The 15,347-nt window shown below is 70.8% G+C and carries 13 protein-coding genes; 8 read left to right on the forward strand and 5 right to left on the reverse strand.

All coding sequences use genetic code 11. The annotated features are described in order from the left end of the window. Window positions 1-542, reverse strand: a 542-nt coding sequence (locus VNT59_RS17235) for an MFS transporter (protein ID WP_325500352.1), incomplete at its 3' end; no start/stop codon positions are given. A 158-nt stretch (window positions 543-700) separates the two neighbouring features. On the opposite strand from VNT59_RS17235, the gene VNT59_RS17240 reads away from it, so the two are divergent. Genes VNT59_RS17240 through parC form a run of 4 tightly spaced genes read left to right on the forward strand, consistent with a single transcriptional unit; the run spans window position 701 to window position 6,482 of the window. Next, window positions 701-2,668, forward strand: a complete 1,968-nt coding sequence (locus tag VNT59_RS17240; protein WP_325500354.1) for a DNA topoisomerase IV subunit B — start codon at window positions 701-703, stop codon at window positions 2,666-2,668. Between the two features lie 16 nt (window positions 2,669-2,684). Further along, complete coding sequence (locus tag VNT59_RS17245) at window positions 2,685-3,245, forward strand: GNAT family protein (RefSeq protein WP_325500355.1); 561 nt, start codon at window positions 2,685-2,687, stop codon at window positions 3,243-3,245. Beyond that, window positions 3,242-4,072 carry a lytic transglycosylase domain-containing protein gene (locus tag VNT59_RS17250; protein WP_325500357.1) on the forward strand — a complete coding sequence of 277 codons (831 nt, stop codon included), beginning with the start codon at window positions 3,242-3,244 and terminating at the stop codon, window positions 4,070-4,072. Before VNT59_RS17245 ends, VNT59_RS17250 begins: the two co-directional genes overlap by 4 nt. Before the next feature lie 46 nt (window positions 4,073-4,118). Further along, the gene (gene parC, locus VNT59_RS17255) at window positions 4,119-6,482 is read left to right on the forward strand and encodes a DNA topoisomerase IV subunit A (RefSeq protein WP_325500359.1); all 2,364 of its coding nucleotides are present in this window, start codon (window positions 4,119-4,121) and stop codon (window positions 6,480-6,482) included. Between the two features lie 203 nt (window positions 6,483-6,685). Here parC and VNT59_RS17260 read toward each other — a convergent pair whose 3' ends face one another. The 3 genes from VNT59_RS17260 to VNT59_RS17270 form a co-directional block, all read right to left on the reverse strand. Beyond that, on the reverse strand, window positions 6,686-7,141 hold the full coding sequence (locus tag VNT59_RS17260) for a RidA family protein (RefSeq protein WP_325500361.1): 456 nt from the start codon (window positions 7,139-7,141) through the stop codon (window positions 6,686-6,688). Then, entirely contained in the window at window positions 7,138-7,335 is a 198-nt protein-coding gene (locus VNT59_RS17265) for a hypothetical protein (RefSeq protein ID WP_325500363.1), read from the reverse strand. Before VNT59_RS17265 ends, VNT59_RS17260 begins: the two co-directional genes overlap by 4 nt. Window positions 7,336-7,518: 183 nt before the next feature. Further along, a complete protein-coding gene (locus VNT59_RS17270) occupies window positions 7,519-7,800 on the reverse strand; it encodes a hypothetical protein (RefSeq protein WP_325500365.1) in 282 nt (93 codons plus the stop codon). A 245-nt stretch (window positions 7,801-8,045) separates the two neighbouring features. Here VNT59_RS17270 and VNT59_RS17275 point away from each other — a divergent pair, with 245 nt between their 5' ends. The 4 genes from VNT59_RS17275 to VNT59_RS17290 are packed head-to-tail and all read left to right on the forward strand — an operon-like array spanning window position 8,046 to window position 13,139. Continuing rightward, window positions 8,046-10,475, forward strand: coding sequence for a DNA internalization-related competence protein ComEC/Rec2 (locus tag VNT59_RS17275; protein WP_325500367.1), 2,430 nt, complete (start codon window positions 8,046-8,048; stop codon window positions 10,473-10,475). A 51-nt stretch (window positions 10,476-10,526) separates the two neighbouring features. Further along, on the forward strand, window positions 10,527-12,002 hold the full coding sequence (locus tag VNT59_RS17280; protein WP_325500368.1) for a circularly permuted type 2 ATP-grasp protein: 1,476 nt from the start codon (window positions 10,527-10,529) through the stop codon (window positions 12,000-12,002). Window positions 12,003-12,004: 2 nt separating this feature from the next. Next, window positions 12,005-12,178 carry an alpha-E domain-containing protein gene (locus VNT59_RS17285; RefSeq protein ID WP_325500370.1) on the forward strand — a complete coding sequence of 58 codons (174 nt, stop codon included), beginning with the start codon at window positions 12,005-12,007 and terminating at the stop codon, window positions 12,176-12,178. A gap of 1 nt (window position 12,179) precedes the next feature. Beyond that, a complete protein-coding gene (locus tag VNT59_RS17290) occupies window positions 12,180-13,139 on the forward strand; it encodes an alpha-E domain-containing protein (RefSeq protein WP_325500372.1) in 960 nt (319 codons plus the stop codon). Between the two features lie 949 nt (window positions 13,140-14,088). Here VNT59_RS17290 and mltB read toward each other — a convergent pair. Continuing rightward, window positions 14,089-15,258 (reverse strand): lytic murein transglycosylase B, encoded by a 1,170-nt coding sequence (mltB, locus tag VNT59_RS17295; RefSeq protein ID WP_414708410.1) that lies wholly within the window; start codon window positions 15,256-15,258, stop codon window positions 14,089-14,091. Between the last annotated feature and the right edge of the window lie 89 nt (window positions 15,259-15,347).

Raw genomic sequence — 15,347 nt, forward strand, 5'->3', positions numbered from 1 at the left:
ATCAGCGTCGCCGCCGCCAGCACCAGCAGGGCGTTCTGCCAGCCCAGGTGGACGATCAGCTGGCCTTCCACCGGCACCATCAGGAACTGGCCGAAGGAGCCCGCTGCCGCCGCGACGCCCATCGCCCACGAGCGCTTGGCCGGGTCGACCTGGCGCCCGATCACGCCGTAGACCACGGCATAGGTGGTGCCGGCCTGGGCCGCGCCGATCAGCACGCCGGCGGTCAGCGCGAACAGCAGCGGGGTCGGCGCCAGCGCCATGCCGGCCAGCCCGGCGGCATACAGGGCGGCGCCGACGACGAGCACGCGGAAGGCGCCGAACCGGTCGGCCGCCATCCCGGCGAAGATGCCGAACAAGCCCCAGGCCAGGTTCTGGATCGCCATCGCGAAGGCGAAGGTCTCGCGGCTCCACTGCTGGGCCTGGGTGATCGGCTGCAGCCAGAGCCCGAAGCCGTGGCGCACGCCCATCGAGAGCGTGACGATGGCGGCGCCGCAGGCGAGGACCTGCGTCATGGAAAGGTGGCGGGCGGCGGGAGACGACATCCGGCGACTGTACTGAAACGGCGGCGGCGTCGCCGGCAACCGGCCGGAATGTCCCCGGGCGCCGTGCTCGCGGCGTGAGCGAAGCGAGGGCTTTTTTGCGCCGTGCGGCTGTATGCCCATACAGCTTCCGCGGTCCTGCGGCATACAATCCCGCATCCATGGCGACCAAACTCCCTCCCGAATACTCCGAAGGTTCCATCCGGGTGCTCAAGGGCCTCGAGCCCGTCAAGCAGCGGCCCGGCATGTACACGCGCACCGACAACACGCTGCACGTGATCCAGGAAGTCCTGGACAACGCGGCGGACGAGGCCCTGGCCGGCCACGGCAAGCGCATCAAGGTCACGCTGCATGCGGACGGCTCGGTCAGCGTGGAAGACGACGGCCGCGGCATCCCGTTCGGCCTGCACCCGGAAGAAAAGGCGCCGGTGATCGAGCTGGTCTACACCCGCCTGCACGCCGGCGGCAAGTTCGACAAGGGCAGCGGCGGCGCCTACAGCTTCTCCGGCGGCCTGCACGGGGTCGGCGTGTCGGTGACCAACGCGCTGGCCAGGCGGCTGGAGGCCACCACCCACCGCGAGGGGCAGGTGGCGCGGATCGTGTTCGCCGGCGGCGACGTGGTCGAGCCGCTGCAGCTGCGCAAGGCGCAGGAAGGCGACCGCCGCTCGGGCACGACGGTGCGGGTCTGGCCCGATCCGAAGTACTTCGAGTCGACCCAGCTGCCGCTGGCCGAGCTGGCGCACCTGCTGCGCAGCAAGGCGGTGCTGATGCCGGGCGTCACGGTGTCGCTGGTCAACGAGAAGACCCGCGAGACCCAGTCCTGGCAATACAAGGGCGGCCTGCGCGACTACCTGCTGCAGACGCTGACGGCCGAGCCGGTGATCCCGCTGTTCGAAGGCGAAGGCTTCGCGCAGAACAACGACAACTTCGCGGAGGGCGAGGGCGCGCAGTGGTCGGTCGCCTTCACCGAGGACGGCCAGCCGGTGCGCGAGAGCTACGTCAACCTGATTCCCACCATCAACGGCGGCACCCACGAGGCCGGCCTGCGCGACGGTCTGTTCACCGCGGTCAAGAGCTTCGTCGACCTGCACTCGCTGCTGCCCAAGGGGGTGAAGCTGCTGCCCGAGGACGTCTTCGCCCGCGCCTCCTACGTGCTGTCGGCCAAGGTGCTCGATCCGCAGTTCCAGGGCCAGATCAAGGAGCGCCTGAATTCGCGCGACGCGGTGCGGCTGGTGTCCAGCTTCGTGCGCCCGGCGCTGGAGCTGTGGCTGAACCAGCACGTCGAATACGGCCGCAAGCTGGCCGAGCTGGCGATCAAGGCGGCGCAGAGCCGGCAGAAGGCCGGCCAGAAGGTCGAGAAGCGCAAGGGCTCGGGCGTGGCCGTGCTGCCCGGCAAGCTCACCGACTGCGAAAGCCGCGACGTCACGCACAACGAGGTGTTCCTGGTCGCGGGCGACTCCGCCGGCGGCAGCGCCAAGATGGGGCGCGACAAGGAATGCCAGGCCGTGCTGCCGCTGCGCGGCAAGGTGCTCAACACCTGGGAGGTCGAGCGCGACCGCCTGTTCGCCAACAACGAGATCCACGACATCGCGGTGGCGATCGGGGTCGACCCGCACGGGCCGGACGACAGCCCCGACCTGTCGGGGCTCAGGTACGGCAAGATCTGCATCCTGTCGGACGCCGACGTCGACGGCTCGCACATCCAGGTGCTGCTGCTGACCTTGTTCTTCCGCCACTTCCCCAAGCTGATCGAGGCCGGGCATGTGTTCGTGGCCCGGCCGCCGCTGTTTCGCGTCGACGCGCCGGCCCGCGGCAAGAAGCCGGCCTCCAAGAACTACGCGCTGGACGAAGGCGAACTGACGGCCATCCTGGACAAGCTGCGCAAGGAAGGCGTGCGCGAGGGGGCCTGGAGCATCAGCCGCTTCAAGGGCCTGGGCGAGATGAGCGCGGAACAATTGTGGGAGACGACACTCAATCCGGACACCCGGCGGCTCCTGCCGGTGCAGCTCAGCCGGCTCGACTTCCTGCAGACCCAGGAGCTCATCACCAAGCTGATGGGCAAGGGCGAGGCCGCCGCGCGCCGCGAATTGATGGAGCTGCACGGCAACGCCGTCGAAATCGACATCTGAACTGGAACCCGCCGCCGTGACCGCCGCCCCCATGACCGACCGGACCCCCGCGCCCGCACCGGCCCGGGTGCGCCTGCGGCCGACCATGCGCAGCGACCTCGATTTCGTGCTCTCGCTGGAGAACGACGGCGACAACCTGCCGTTCATCACGCCCTGGGAACGCACGCAGCACGAGGCGGCGATCCGCTTTCCGGACTTCCGCCACTTCATCATCGAGGGCGGGTCGGACTTCGCGGCGGTCGGCTTCCTGATCCTGGTGGGCTGCCGCAGCCAGCACCGGTCGCTGGAACTGAAGCGGATGGTGGTGCAGCCCAAGCGCCAGGGCTGCGGCCGCGCGGCGCTGCGCCTGGCCAAGAAGATCGCCTTCGACGACCTCGGCGCGCACCGGCTGTGGCTCGACGTGAAGAGCCGCAATCGCGGCGCCAAGGCGCTGTACGAGGGCGAAGGCTTCGCCGAGGAAGGCGTGCTGCGCGAGGCCGTCAAGGTGGCCGGCGGCTTCGACTCGCTGATCGTGCTGTCGATGCTGCGCCCCGAATTCGAGGCCCGGCGCGCGGCCGCCCTGGAGCTGCCCGCATGATCGGCCTGCTCCGCCTCCTCGCCGCAGCGCTGGCCGCGCTGCTGCTGGCGCCGCTGGCGCAGGCGCAAGTGTGGGGCTACGTCGACGGCAAGGGCGTGGCGCATTTCGCCGCCGAGCAGCTCGACGAGCGCTACCAGCTGTTCTGGCGCGGCGGCGAGAGCTTCGACACCGCGCGGGGCGTGGCCACGCCGCGGCCGGTTTCGGTGCCCAGCACGCGCTCCAAGCTGCTGGCCTTCTTCGAAGTCGCGCCCGGCTACAAGCAGGTGCAGCATCATCTGCGCGAAGCGTCGCGCGCCAACGGCGTCGACTACGAGCTGCTCAAGGCGCTGATCGCGACCGAATCGGGTTTCGACGCCGGCGCGGTGTCGCCCAAGGGCGCGGTGGGGCTGATGCAGGTCATGCCGGCGACCGCGGCGCGCTACGGCGTCACCGGCGACGGCACGACGCCCGCGGCCAGGAAGCTGGCCGACCCGCGCACCAACATCCGCACCGGCACCAGGTACCTGCGCTACCTGCTGGACCTGTTCGAGGGGCAGGTGGAACTGGCGCTGGCCGCCTACAACGCCGGCGAGGGCGCGGTGCAGCGGGCCGGCAACCGGGTGCCGAACTACAGGGAAACGCAGAATTACGTGAAGACGGTGATGCAGCTGTACGCGCTGCTGCAGCCGCCGGGGCTGGCGGCGCGTGACGCGGCGTCGCCGCGGCGCATCCGCATGGAACTGCCGGTGGGCGGTGCGGTGGGGCGCGGCAACCTGCCGCCGGGCGAGCCGCCGGGGGTGCCGATGGCCGCCGCGCCGCCGGCGCCCGGCGTCGCAGCGCAGCAGTGAGAGGGTGGGGTGGCCGGGGCCATGGTGCCGCCGGCCGTGAGGATCTATGGAACAAGAACTCATTTCGTTCGACGGCGGCGACGCCGGCGATGACAGCGAGCTCGATCTGGGCTCCTACGCGCAGCGCGCGTATCTCGAATACGCCCTGAGCGTCGTCAAGGGCCGGGCGCTGCCCGATGTCGCCGACGGCCAGAAGCCGGTGCAGCGGCGCATCCTGTACTCGATGTGGCGCATGGGCCTGGGCTTCGGCGGCACGGCCGGCGGCGCGCGCCCGGTCAAGAGCGCCCGCGTGGTCGGCGACGTGCTGGGCCGCTTCCACCCGCACGGCGACCAGGCGGCGTACGACGCGCTGGTGCGCATGGCGCAGGATTTCTCGCAGCGCTATCCGCTGATCGACGGCCACGGCAACTTCGGCAGCCGCGACGGCGACGGCGCCGCGGCGATGCGCTACACCGAGGCGCGGCTGGCGCGCATCGCCAACCTGCTGCTCGACGAGATCGACGAAGGCACGATCGAATTCCTCCCCAATTACGACGGCAGCACGCAGGAGCCGCAGCAACTGCCGGCGCGGCTGCCGTTCGCGCTGCTCAATGGCGCCAGCGGCATCGCGGTGGGCCTGGCCACCGAAGTCCCGAGCCACAACCTGCGCGAAGTGGCCGACGCCTGCGTGGCGCTGATCAGGAATCCGAAGCTGGGCGAATCCGAACTGCTCGCGCTGCTGCCCGGCCCCGACTATCCGGGCGGCGGCCAGATCATCAGCGCCGCCACGGACATCGCCGAGGCCTACCGCACCGGGCGCGGCTCGCTCAAGGTGCGCGCGCGCTGGAAGATCGAGGAGCTGGCGCGCGGCCAGTGGCAGCTGGTGGTGACGGAACTGCCGCCGGGCGTCAGCTCGCAGCGCGTGCTCGAGGAAATCGAGGAGCTGACCAATCCCAAGGTCAAGGCCGGCAAGAAGGCGCTGTTGCAGGAGCAGTTGCAGCTCAAACAGACCGTGCTGGCGGTGCTCGACGCGGTGCGCGACGAGTCGAGCAAGGACGCCGCGGTGCGGCTGGTGTTCGAGCCCAAGACCAGCAAGATCGAGCAGTCGGACCTGATCGCGACCCTGCTCGCGCACACCAGCCTGGAGAGCTCGGCGCCGATCAACCTGACTTCGATCGGCCTGGACGGCAAGCCGGTGCAGAAGTCGCTGCGCCAGATGCTGCTGGAGTGGATCGAGTTCCGCCAGGCGACCATCGAGCGGCGCTCGCGGCACCGGCTGGCCAAGGTGCTGGATCGCATCCACATCCTCGAGGGCCGGCAGCTGGTGCTGCTGAACATCGACGAGGTGATCTCGATCATCCGCCACAGCGACGAGCCGAAGGCGGCGCTGGTCGCGCGCTTCCGGCTGAGTGACCGGCAGGCCGAGGACATCCTGGAGATCCGGCTGCGCCAGCTGGCACGCCTGGAAGCGATCCGCATCGAGCAGGAACTGAAGGAGCTGCGCGCGGAGCAGCAGAAGCTCGATGAAATCCTGGGCAGCCCCGCCGCGTTGCGGCGGCTGATGGTCAAGGAGATCGAGCAGGACGCCAGGCAGTTCGCCGATGCGCGCCGCACGCTGATCCAGGCCGAGAAGCGCGCCACCGCGGAGATCCGGGTGCTCGACGAACCGGTGACGGTGGTGGTCTCGCAAAAGGGCTGGGTGCGCTCGCGCCAGGGCCACGGCCACGACGCGGCGACGTTCCAGTTCAAGGCGGGCGATGGGTTGTACGGCACGTTCGAATGCCGCACCGTCGATACCCTGCTTGCCTTCGGCAGCAACGGGCGCGTGTACACGGTGCCGGTGGCGACGCTGCCGGGCGCGCGCGGCGACGGCCAGCCGGTGACGACGATGATCGAGCTGGAGGCCGGCACGCAGCTGCTGCATTACTTCGCCGGGGCGGCGACGGCCTGGCTCCTGCTGTCCAGCTCGGGCGGCTACGGCTTCCTCGCGACGGTGGAAAACATGATGTCGCGGCTGAAGGCCGGCAAGGCCTTCATCAGCGTCGGCGAAGGCGAGACGATCTGCCGCCCGTCGCCGGCGAACGTGCCGCCGCCCACTGGCGCGCAGCCGACGGCGGCGAACGCGCCGGCGACGCACGTGGCCTGCGCCTCGACGCTGGGCCGCATCCTCACGTTCGAGATCGGCGAGCTGAAGGCGATGGCCAACGGCGGCCGCGGCCTGATGCTGCTCGACCTCGACGGCAAGGACACGCTCGCCGGCGCGGCCGCCTACACGCGCAGCGTGCGCATTTCGGGCCTGGGCCGCGGCGGCAAGGAGCGCGAGGAGACGCTGGAGATCCGCTCGCTGAACAACGCCAGGGCCGGCCGCGGCCGCAAGGGCAAGGCGGCGGACCTGGGCTTCAAGCCGGCGACGATCGAGCGGGTGGAATAGGCCCGTCGCTCCGGCCGGCGGCACGCCCCCTCGTCGGCATTCGACCGGGAAGCACCCCACCTTGGCTGGCAAGGCCGGCGACCGGGGGGTATCGTTCTCCGGTCCGCTCGCGGACAAGCACCCGTGCGCTCACGGACCCGCGCGTCACCGGGTCCAATTCGCGGTTGCCCGTCAAGGTGGCGCGCCGGCGCGAGTTGCGCTTCTTACCCGACCTCGACCACCAGCTCGATCTCGACGCAGGCGCCCATCGGGATCTGGGCGACGCCGAAGGCGCTGCGGGCGTGGGTCCCCTGGTCGCCGAAGACCTGGCCGAACAGTTCGCTGGCGCCGTTGGTGACCAGGTGCTGCTCGGTGAAGTCGCCGGTGGAGTTGACCAGGCTCATCACCTTGACGATGCGCTTGACGCGGTTGAGGTCGCCGGTCGCCGCGTGCAGGGTGCCCATCAGGTCGATGGCGACGGCGCGGGCGGCCGACCTGCCTTCGTCCGTCGTCATGTTGCGGCCGAACTGCCCGGCCCACACCTTGCCGTCCTTCTTCGCGATGTGGCCGGAGAGGTAGACCAGGTTGCCGGTCTGCACGAACGGCACGTAGGCGGCGGCGGGGGCGGCCACCGGCGGCAGCGTGATGTTCAGTTCCTTCAGCTTGTCATAGACGTTCATCGCAACTCCTTGGCAGTGCCGGGATTGTAGGAGCGGCCCGCGCTCCGGCAGGCGGGAGCCAGCATCGCGGCGGCGGTCGGCGCGAGCGGCGCCGCGCACAGCCCGAGCATGGATCGCCTCGCCGCCGCCATGGCGGCGCAGGATGGCGCCAGCGCGAAGAGCGCGGCCGCGATCCATTCGATCGGATGGTTCATGTGTCAAGCATGTGGCGGCGGCCTTGGCAAGTGCCGGCATCCCGCACTGTCCCCGGCCCGCGACAGCCACGCGATCGTTACAACCTGGGCGCTGGCCGCGGCGTTTTCTTTGATAGATTCCTGCCCTTCGCGCGGGCTTCGCTTTGTCCGCTGCGTATTTCGGAAAGGGACGAGCAAAGCATGTCAGGGCAGGTGAGCCAGGAGCCCGCAGGGGCCGATGAACCGCGCGAAGAGGCCAACACCGGCGAATTCGGCAACGCGGGCATGGGGGCGGCCAGCGCCCTCGAACAGATGAAGTCGCAGCACGAGCGCCGCCACAAGCGCCTGCACGGCAAGGCAGGATGGGCGCAGCGTGATGACGAACCCGAAATCGAACGATAGACCGGAACCCCCGAGCACCGCCAACGACGATGCCAGGACGCCCGGCTCCGGCCGGGGCGCGGACAGCGCGTTGACGGCCCTCATCAAGCGGCGCCTGCCGCCGGCCGAGCCGCCATCCGCGCCGGAACCTGAGAAGGAGTGAGCGCGACCCGCGCCGCGGGGCGCGGCTGAAAGCCGGCGTGGCGATGGTGGGCGTGCGCCAAGGCGGCGCGCACCGTGGCGCCGGCGCCCGGCGCACCATGCCCGGGCCCCGGCCCTGATGCCCCTGGCCACCTGATGTTCGGGCCGCGGGTCGGCCCGCGCGCCGGCTGGGCCGTTGAGAGGGCGCCATGCGCAACGCCCCCGCTCGCGGCCGCTGGATCACGCCCCTGCTGGCGGGGGCGGTGCTCGCGCCGGCGTTGCAGCTCCAGCAGCCCCAGCTGTGGGCGCAGTGGGCATATGCCGCGGCGCTGGCGCTGGGCGTCCTGTTGCTGGCCGCGGCCCTGGCTTGGCGCCGCGCCCGCGCCGCGGCGGCGCTGGTGCTGGCCGGGACGGCGATGGTCGCGTTCTCGGCCTGCGGCTTGCGGGCAAGCCACTTTCTGGCCCGCGGCCTGGACCCGGCCCTGGAAGGGCGCGAGCTGGTGGTCACCGGCATCGTCGCCGCGATGCCGCAACGGCAGGACGCCGGCGTGCGGTTCCGGCTCGAGGTCGAATCGGCGCTGGCCGACGGCGAGCCGGTGCCACTGGTGCCGCAGCTGTCGCTCGGCTGGTATGGCGGCGTGCTGCCCACCGACAGCGGCCTCATGGACCTGCAGCGGCTGCCGGCCGAACTGCATCCCGGCGAGCGCTGGCAATTCACGGCCCGGCTCAAGGCGCCGCACGGCAACAGCAACCCGCATGGCTTCGACTACGAACTGTGGCTGTGGGAGCAGGGCCTGCAGGCGACCGGTTCGGTGCGGGCCGGTCCGCGCGACCCGCCGCCGCGGCTGCTCGCCGCCACCTGGCGCCACCCGGTGGAGCGGGCGCGCCAACAGGTGCGCGATGCCGTGTTCGGCCGGATCGAGGAGCGCCGCACCGCCGGCGTGATCGCCGCCCTGGTGGTCGGCGACCAGAATGCCATCGAGCGCGGCGACTGGGACATCTTCCGCGCCACCGGCGTGGCCCATCTGATGAGCATCTCGGGCCTGCACATCACCATGTTCGCCTGGGCCGCGGCGCTCGCGGTCGGCGCGCTGTGGCGGCGCAGCGCACGGGCGTGCCTGGCCTGGCCGGCGCAGCACGCCGCGTTGGCGGGTGGCGCGCTGCTGGCCGCCGGGTACGCGCTCTTCAGCGGCTGGGGCGTGCCGGCCCAGCGCACCGTGTGGATGCTGGCCGCGGTGGCGCTGCTGCGGCTGTCGGGACGGCGCTGGCCCTGGCCGTCGGTGTGGCTGCTGGCGGCGGCGGTGGTGGTGACGCTCGATCCCTGGGCGCTGTTGCAGGCCGGCTTCTGGCTGAGCTTCGTCGCCGTGGGCGTGCTGTTCGCGACCGCTCCGGGGCCTGCGCGAGACCGCGGGCAGGACGGGCGGCTGCGCCGCATCGGCCGGGCCGCGATCGCCGCGCTGCGCGAGCAGTGGGTCGTCACGCTGGCCCTCACCCCGCTGACCCTGCTGCTGTTCGGTCAGGCCTCGCTGGTCGGCCTGGTCGCGAACGCGCTCGCCATCCCCTGGGTGACCCTGGTGATCACGCCCTTGTCCATCGGTGGCGTGCTGGCCGGTCCGCTCTGGAGCGCCGCCGCGGCGGCGGTCGATCTGCTGCAGGCCTTTCTGCAGTGGCTGGCGGGCCTCCCGTTCGCCACCGTCTCGGTCCCGGCCGCGCCCCTGTGGGCCGGCGCCGCCGGCGTGCTCGGCGGACTGCTGCTCACGCTGCGCCTGCCCTGGCATGCCCGTCTGCTGGGCGTGCCGCTGCTGCTGCCGGTGCTGTTGTGGCAGGCGCCGCGGCCACCGCCGGGGCAGTTCGAACTGCTGGCCGCCGACATCGGGCAGGGCAACGCGGTGCTGGTGCGCACCGCCGCGCACACCCTGGTCTACGACAGCGGACCGCGGTACAGCGCCGAAAGCGACGCCGGCCACCGGGTGTTGCTGCCGCTGCTGCGCGCGCTCGACGAGCAAGTGCAGCTGCTGGTGCTCAGTCACCGCGATGCCGACCACACGGGCGGCGCCGCGGCGGTGCTCACCCAGCAGTCCGCGGCGGCGCTGCTGAGCTCGCTGGAGCCGGGCCACGAGCTGCAGGCGCTGCGTGCCTCGCAGCGCTGCGAGGCCGGGCAGCGCTGGCGCTGGGACGGCGTCGACTTCGCCGTGCTGCACCCGCTGGCCGCGGACTACGCGGCCGCGCGCAAGCCGAACGCCCTCAGCTGCGTCCTGCGCGTGGGCAACGGCGAGCGCACCGCCCTGCTGGCGGGCGACATCGAGTTGCCGCAGGAAATGCGGCTGCTGGCGGACGGCGCCGGCGCGGCCGCGGCGCTGCGCGCCGACGTGCTGCTGGTGCCGCACCATGGCAGCCGCACGTCCTCCAGCGGCGAGTTCCTGGACGCCGTGCAGCCCGGTGTCGCCTTGCTCCAGGCCGGTTACCGCAACCGCTTCGGCCACCCGGCCGCGCCGGTGATGGCGCGCTATCGCGACCGCCGCATCACCGTGATCGAGTCGGCGCGTTGCGGGGCAGCCACCTGGCGCTCGGACGCGCCGGCGGCCGTGCGCTGCCAACGCGAGGCGGCGCCGCGCTACTGGCTCCATCGAGTGCCTTGAGCCGCGCCGCGGCGCCGGGTTCGTTGCTATCCTGTGTGCCGGAGATCCTCGATGCAGAAATTCGACGAGATGTACGGCCCGGACGGCGCGTTCCAGGCGCAGTCGCAGGCCGGCCAGGTCCAGGTGCAGGGCGTGCGCGAGCATTACCGCGCCTACGCCGAATGGCTGGCGCGCCAGCCGCAGGACGTGATGCGCGCCCGCCGCGAGGAAGCGGAGATGATCTTCCGCCGCGTGGGCATCACGTTCGCGGTCTACGGCGACAAGGACGAGGACGGCGCGGGCACCGAGCGGCTGATCCCGTTCGACCTGATCCCCCGCATCATTCCGGCGCACGAATGGTCGACGCTGGAGCGGGGCCTGGTGCAACGCGTCACGGCGCTCAACCGCTTCGTGCACGACGTCTATCACGACCAGGAGATCATCCGCGCCGGCATCATCCCGGCCGACCAGGTCCTGCGCAACAGCCAGTTCCGCGAGCAGATGATGGGCGTGGACGTGCCGAACCGGACCTACTCGCACATCGCCGGGATCGACATCGTGCGGGCGCCGAACGACCGTGGCGAGGGCGAATACTACGTGCTGGAGGACAACCTGCGGGTGCCCAGCGGCGTGAGCTACATGCTGGAAGACCGCAAGATGATGATGCGGCTGTTTCCCGACCTGTTCAGCTCGCACAAGGTGGCGCCGGTGATGCACTACCCGGACCTGCTGCTGGAGACGCTGCGCGCCTCGGCGCAACCGGGCGCGCCGGACCCGACGGTGGTGGTGCTCACGCCGGGCATGTACAACAGCGCGTATTTCGAGCATGCCTTCCTCGCCCAGCAGATGGGCGTGGAACTGGTCGAAGGGCAGGACCTGTTCGTCAAGGACCGATTCGTCTACATGCGCACCACGCGCGGGCCGCGCCGGGTCGACGTGATCTACCGGCGGGTGGACGACGACTTCCTCGATCCCTCGGTGTTCCGGCCGACCTCGACGCTCGGCTGCGCCGGCCTGGTCGACGCCTACCGCGCCGGCAACGTGACGATCTGCAATGCGATCGGGACCGGCATCGCCGACGACAAGTCGATCTATCCCTACGTGCCCGACATGATTGGCTTCTATCTGGGCGAGCAGCCGATCCTGAAGAACGTGCCGACCTCGATGTGCCGCAACCCGGACGACCTGAAATACGTGCTGGCGCACCTGAAGGACCTGGTGGTCAAGGAAGTGCACGGCGCCGGCGGCTACGGCATGCTGATCGGCCCGGCGGCCAGCGCGCAGGAACTGAAGGACTTCGCGGCGGCGCTGCAGCGGAATCCGGCGGGCTACATCGCCCAGCCGACGCTGTCGCTTTCGAGCTGCCCCACGTTCGTGGAGAGCGGCATCGCGCCGCGCCACATCGACCTGCGGCCCTTCGTGCTCTCGGGCAAGGAAGTGCAGATGGTGCCGGGCGGCCTCACGCGGGTCGCCCTGAAGGAAGGCTCCCTGGTGGTCAATTCGTCGCAGGGCGGCGGCACCAAGGACACCTGGATCCTGGAAGTCTGATCATGCTGTCACGCACCGCCGACCACCTGTTCTGGCTGTCCCGCTACACCGAGCGGGCGGGCGAATGCCGTGGGCATTCGCGGGGAGGACTGACAACTGCGCGCAGCGCTTGTCATGTCCTCACCACAACACCGGGAAAGCGCGCAGCGCTTTCGGTGTTCGACGCGGAGGCCTGAAATGCTGTCACGCACCGCCGACCACCTGTTCTGGCTCTCGCGCTACACCGAGCGGGCGGAGAACACCGCCCGCATGCTGGACGTCAACTACCAGACCTCGCTGCTGCCGCAGTCGGCGGCGGTGGCGCAGGTGGGCTGGCAGGGGCTGCTGTCCATCAGCGAGCTGCTGCCTTCCTACACCGCCAGGCACGGCCATGTCACGCCGGCCAGCGTGCTGGAGTTCATGGTCAAGGACGAGGGCAACCCGTCGTCCATCGTGTCGTGCCTGCGCGCCGCCCGCGAGAACGCGCGCGCGGTGCGCGGCTCGCTCACCACCGAGGTGTGGGAGACGCAGAACCAGACCTGGCTGGAGGTCAACCGGATGCTCAAGGCCGGCGAGTTCGAGCGCGATCCGGGCCAGTTCTTCGAGTGGGTGAAGTTCCGCTCGCACCTCTCGCGCGGCGTGACCGTGGGCACGATGCTGATGGACGAGGCCCTGTACTTCCTGCGCCTGGGGACCTTCCTCGAGCGCGCCGACAACACGGCGCGGCTGGTGGACGTGAAGTTCCACGCGGTGCAGAGCGACTTCTTCGGGGCGGCCAGCGAGAAGGACCAGGAATACGACTTCTACCACTGGAGCGCGATCCTGCGCAGCGTGTCGGGCTTCGAGATCTACCGCAAGGTCTACCGCGACGTGATCAAGCCCGAGCGCGTGGCGGACTTGCTGATCCTGCGCGCCGACATGCCGCGCTCGCTGCATGCGAGCATGAACGAGGTGGTCGCCAACCTGGCCATGGTGGCCAACGACCAATCGGCCGAGACCCTGCGCCGCGCCGGCAAGCTGCGCGCGGAACTGCAGTACGGCAGCATCGACGAGATCCTCGCCACCGGGCTGCATGCCTTCCTCACGCAGTTCCTCGACCGGGTCAACGAGCTGGGCATCCGCATCAGCCGCGACTTCCTGATTCCGGCGCCGGCGTAAGCCGCCGATTCAAACTTTCGTTGCATGCTTGCGCGGAAGTCTGTTGCGCGCAGGCCGCAGCGGACGGAACGCACGGGCGCTGGCGCGGCCCCAGTGGGGGCCGGGCCGCTGGCCCCCTCGCATAATCGCCCGGGTTGCCCCGGCAACGACCCCATCCTTCAACTAAGGAGAGTTCCTTGTCCGCTTCGACCCATCTCGCCCAATTCAACCTGACCTTGCAGCAAGCCCATGATTTCGTGAACGCGAACCTCGGCGACCTGCAACTGATCTTCGGCATCGCGCGTCAGTACGGCATCACCACCGACATGCTCGGGGAGATCGTCGGCGGCTACAGCGGCGACCAGGTCAGCGCATACCTGACCGCGCACGGCCTGCCCGGCGCCGAGCTCAATCCCACGCCGCTTTTCACCGACCAACTGGCCGCGCTCGGCGGCATCATTTCGCAGGACCCGTACACGGGGGGCATCCTTTCGGTCGCCGCGCTGCGCGAGCGGGTGGTGGCCACCACCGGCGCCGCCGCCTACGATCGGGCCTTCAACCCGGACCGGTACGAAGGGGCGGCCGACGGTGTCTTCACGGCGGCGGAACTGGGCGCCGCATCCAGCCTGGGCACCCTGGCGGCCACCAGCGAAACCATGCAGTCGCTGTTCTACGGCACCGTGGTCCGCGCGCTGACGGCGATCGACTTCGACGAGAGCCTGCAACTCTCGCAGTTCGCCACGCAGCACCTGTTCGATCTGCAGCGCGGCGACGGCGCTGTCGCAGTTCGCGACGCTGCTGGTTTCGGTGTTCGAGGACGCGGCGGCGCATCCGGTGATGGCCGACGCCGACATCGCCGAGGCGGCCGTCGGGGCCGGCGTGGCGCTGGTCCAGGCCGTGGGCCAGGGCCAGGACGGCTCGCTGTTCCAGGGGTTCGTGGGCAGCTTCCTGCTCTGAAGCCCCGGGGCCTTCAGGGCGGCGGCGCGGCCGCCGGCTCGGCCGGCACTGCCGGGGCCGGCGCGGCCTCGGAAGCGGCCGCCGGACTGTCGGTGGCCGCCGGCGGGCCGACCGCTTCCTTCACCGCCTGGCCCAGCTCGATCACCGCCATCGCGTAATAGCTCGACCAGTTGTAGCGCGTGATCACGTAGAAGTTCTCGGTGCCGGCCACGTACTGCGGTTGGGCCTCGCCGTTCTGCAGTTCCACCAGCGCCAGCGGTCCCTGGTGGGCGAGGGCGGGACCGTCCAGCGTCGCGCCCTTCGCCGTGAAGCTCGCCACGCTGAAGGTCGGCAGGATGTCCGGCGCCAGCAGCGCTTCCTTGTCCAGGCGCGCCGGGTCGAAGCCGACCGGATAGTGGGTGGGCATGCCGGGCTGCCAGCCGTAGCTCTTGAAGTAGTTGGCCACCGAGCCGATCACGTCGGCCGGGCTGCGCACCAGGTCGATGCGGCCGTCGCCGTCGAAGTCCACCGCCCACCGGTGGATGCTGCTCGGCATGAATTGCGGCATGCCGATCGCGCCGGCGTAGCTGCCCAGCGGCTGCAGCGGGTCGGCCTCGCGGCGCGCCTGCAGCGACAGGAACTGCTCCAGCTCGCCGCGGAAGTAGTCGCGCCGCTCGGCCGCGCGCGGGTGGGATTCGGGGAAGTTGAACGCGAGCGTGGCCAGCGCATCCAGCACGCGGAAGGTCCCCATCTGCTGGCCGTAGATGGTTTCCACGCCGATGATGCCGACCACGATCTCGGGCGGCACGCCGTATTCCTGCTGCGCGCGGCGCAAGGTCTCTTCGTTGCGCTGCCAGAAGCGCACGCCGGCGGCGATGCGCACCGGATCGATGAAGCGGCTGCGGTACACGCGCCAGTTCTTGGCGGTGCCGGGCGGCGGCGGCTGCATCAGGCGCGCGACCACCGGCAGGAACTGCGCGCGGGCGATCGCCTGGCGCACCCACTCGCGATCGAGCCCGCGGCGCTGCGCCACGTCGTCGGCCCAGCGCATCGCCTCCTCGTTGCCGGCGTAGGGCACGCCGCGCTGGCTGGTGCGCTCGGCGGCCTTGCGCGGCTTGGCCTGGACGGCGGCCGGCGCGGCGAAGGCGGCGGCCAGGATGAAGGTGGCGAGGGGGAGGGTGGCGAGGAGGAGGCGTCGGGACATCAGGCGGGCCAGGGAATGCGTTTGAATTCTCGTCGCAAGGCGGCCAGCGGCCGCGCCGGCGTGCGGGCGTACCGCTGCGTTTCGAGCTG

The sequence above is a fragment of the Ramlibacter sp. genome (genome assembly GCF_035554825.1).
Taxonomy (GTDB): domain Bacteria; phylum Pseudomonadota; class Gammaproteobacteria; order Burkholderiales; family Burkholderiaceae_C; genus Ramlibacter.

What these genes read in the sequence shown, in the direction of transcription:
- VNT59_RS17240 (WP_325500354.1), top strand. Translation starts at nt 701, where the DNA reads ATGGCGACCAAACTCCCTCCCGAATACTCCGAAGGTTCCATCCGGGTG.
- VNT59_RS17250 (WP_325500357.1), top strand. Translation starts at nt 3,242, where the DNA reads ATGATCGGCCTGCTCCGCCTCCTCGCCGCAGCGCTGGCCGCGCTGCTG.
- parC (WP_325500359.1), top strand. Translation starts at nt 4,119, where the DNA reads ATGGAACAAGAACTCATTTCGTTCGACGGCGGCGACGCCGGCGATGAC.
- VNT59_RS17260 (WP_325500361.1), bottom strand. Translation starts at nt 7,141, where the DNA reads ATGAACGTCTATGACAAGCTGAAGGAACTGAACATCACGCTGCCGCCG.
- VNT59_RS17265 (WP_325500363.1), bottom strand. Translation starts at nt 7,335, where the DNA reads ATGAACCATCCGATCGAATGGATCGCGGCCGCGCTCTTCGCGCTGGCG.
- VNT59_RS17270 (WP_325500365.1), bottom strand. Translation starts at nt 7,800, where the DNA reads ATGAGGGCCGTCAACGCGCTGTCCGCGCCCCGGCCGGAGCCGGGCGTC.
- VNT59_RS17275 (WP_325500367.1), top strand. Translation starts at nt 8,046, where the DNA reads ATGCGCAACGCCCCCGCTCGCGGCCGCTGGATCACGCCCCTGCTGGCG.
- VNT59_RS17280 (WP_325500368.1), top strand. Translation starts at nt 10,527, where the DNA reads ATGCAGAAATTCGACGAGATGTACGGCCCGGACGGCGCGTTCCAGGCG.
- VNT59_RS17285 (WP_325500370.1), top strand. Translation starts at nt 12,005, where the DNA reads ATGCTGTCACGCACCGCCGACCACCTGTTCTGGCTGTCCCGCTACACC.
- VNT59_RS17290 (WP_325500372.1), top strand. Translation starts at nt 12,180, where the DNA reads ATGCTGTCACGCACCGCCGACCACCTGTTCTGGCTCTCGCGCTACACC.
- mltB (WP_414708410.1), bottom strand. Translation starts at nt 15,258, where the DNA reads ATGTCCCGACGCCTCCTCCTCGCCACCCTCCCCCTCGCCACCTTCATC.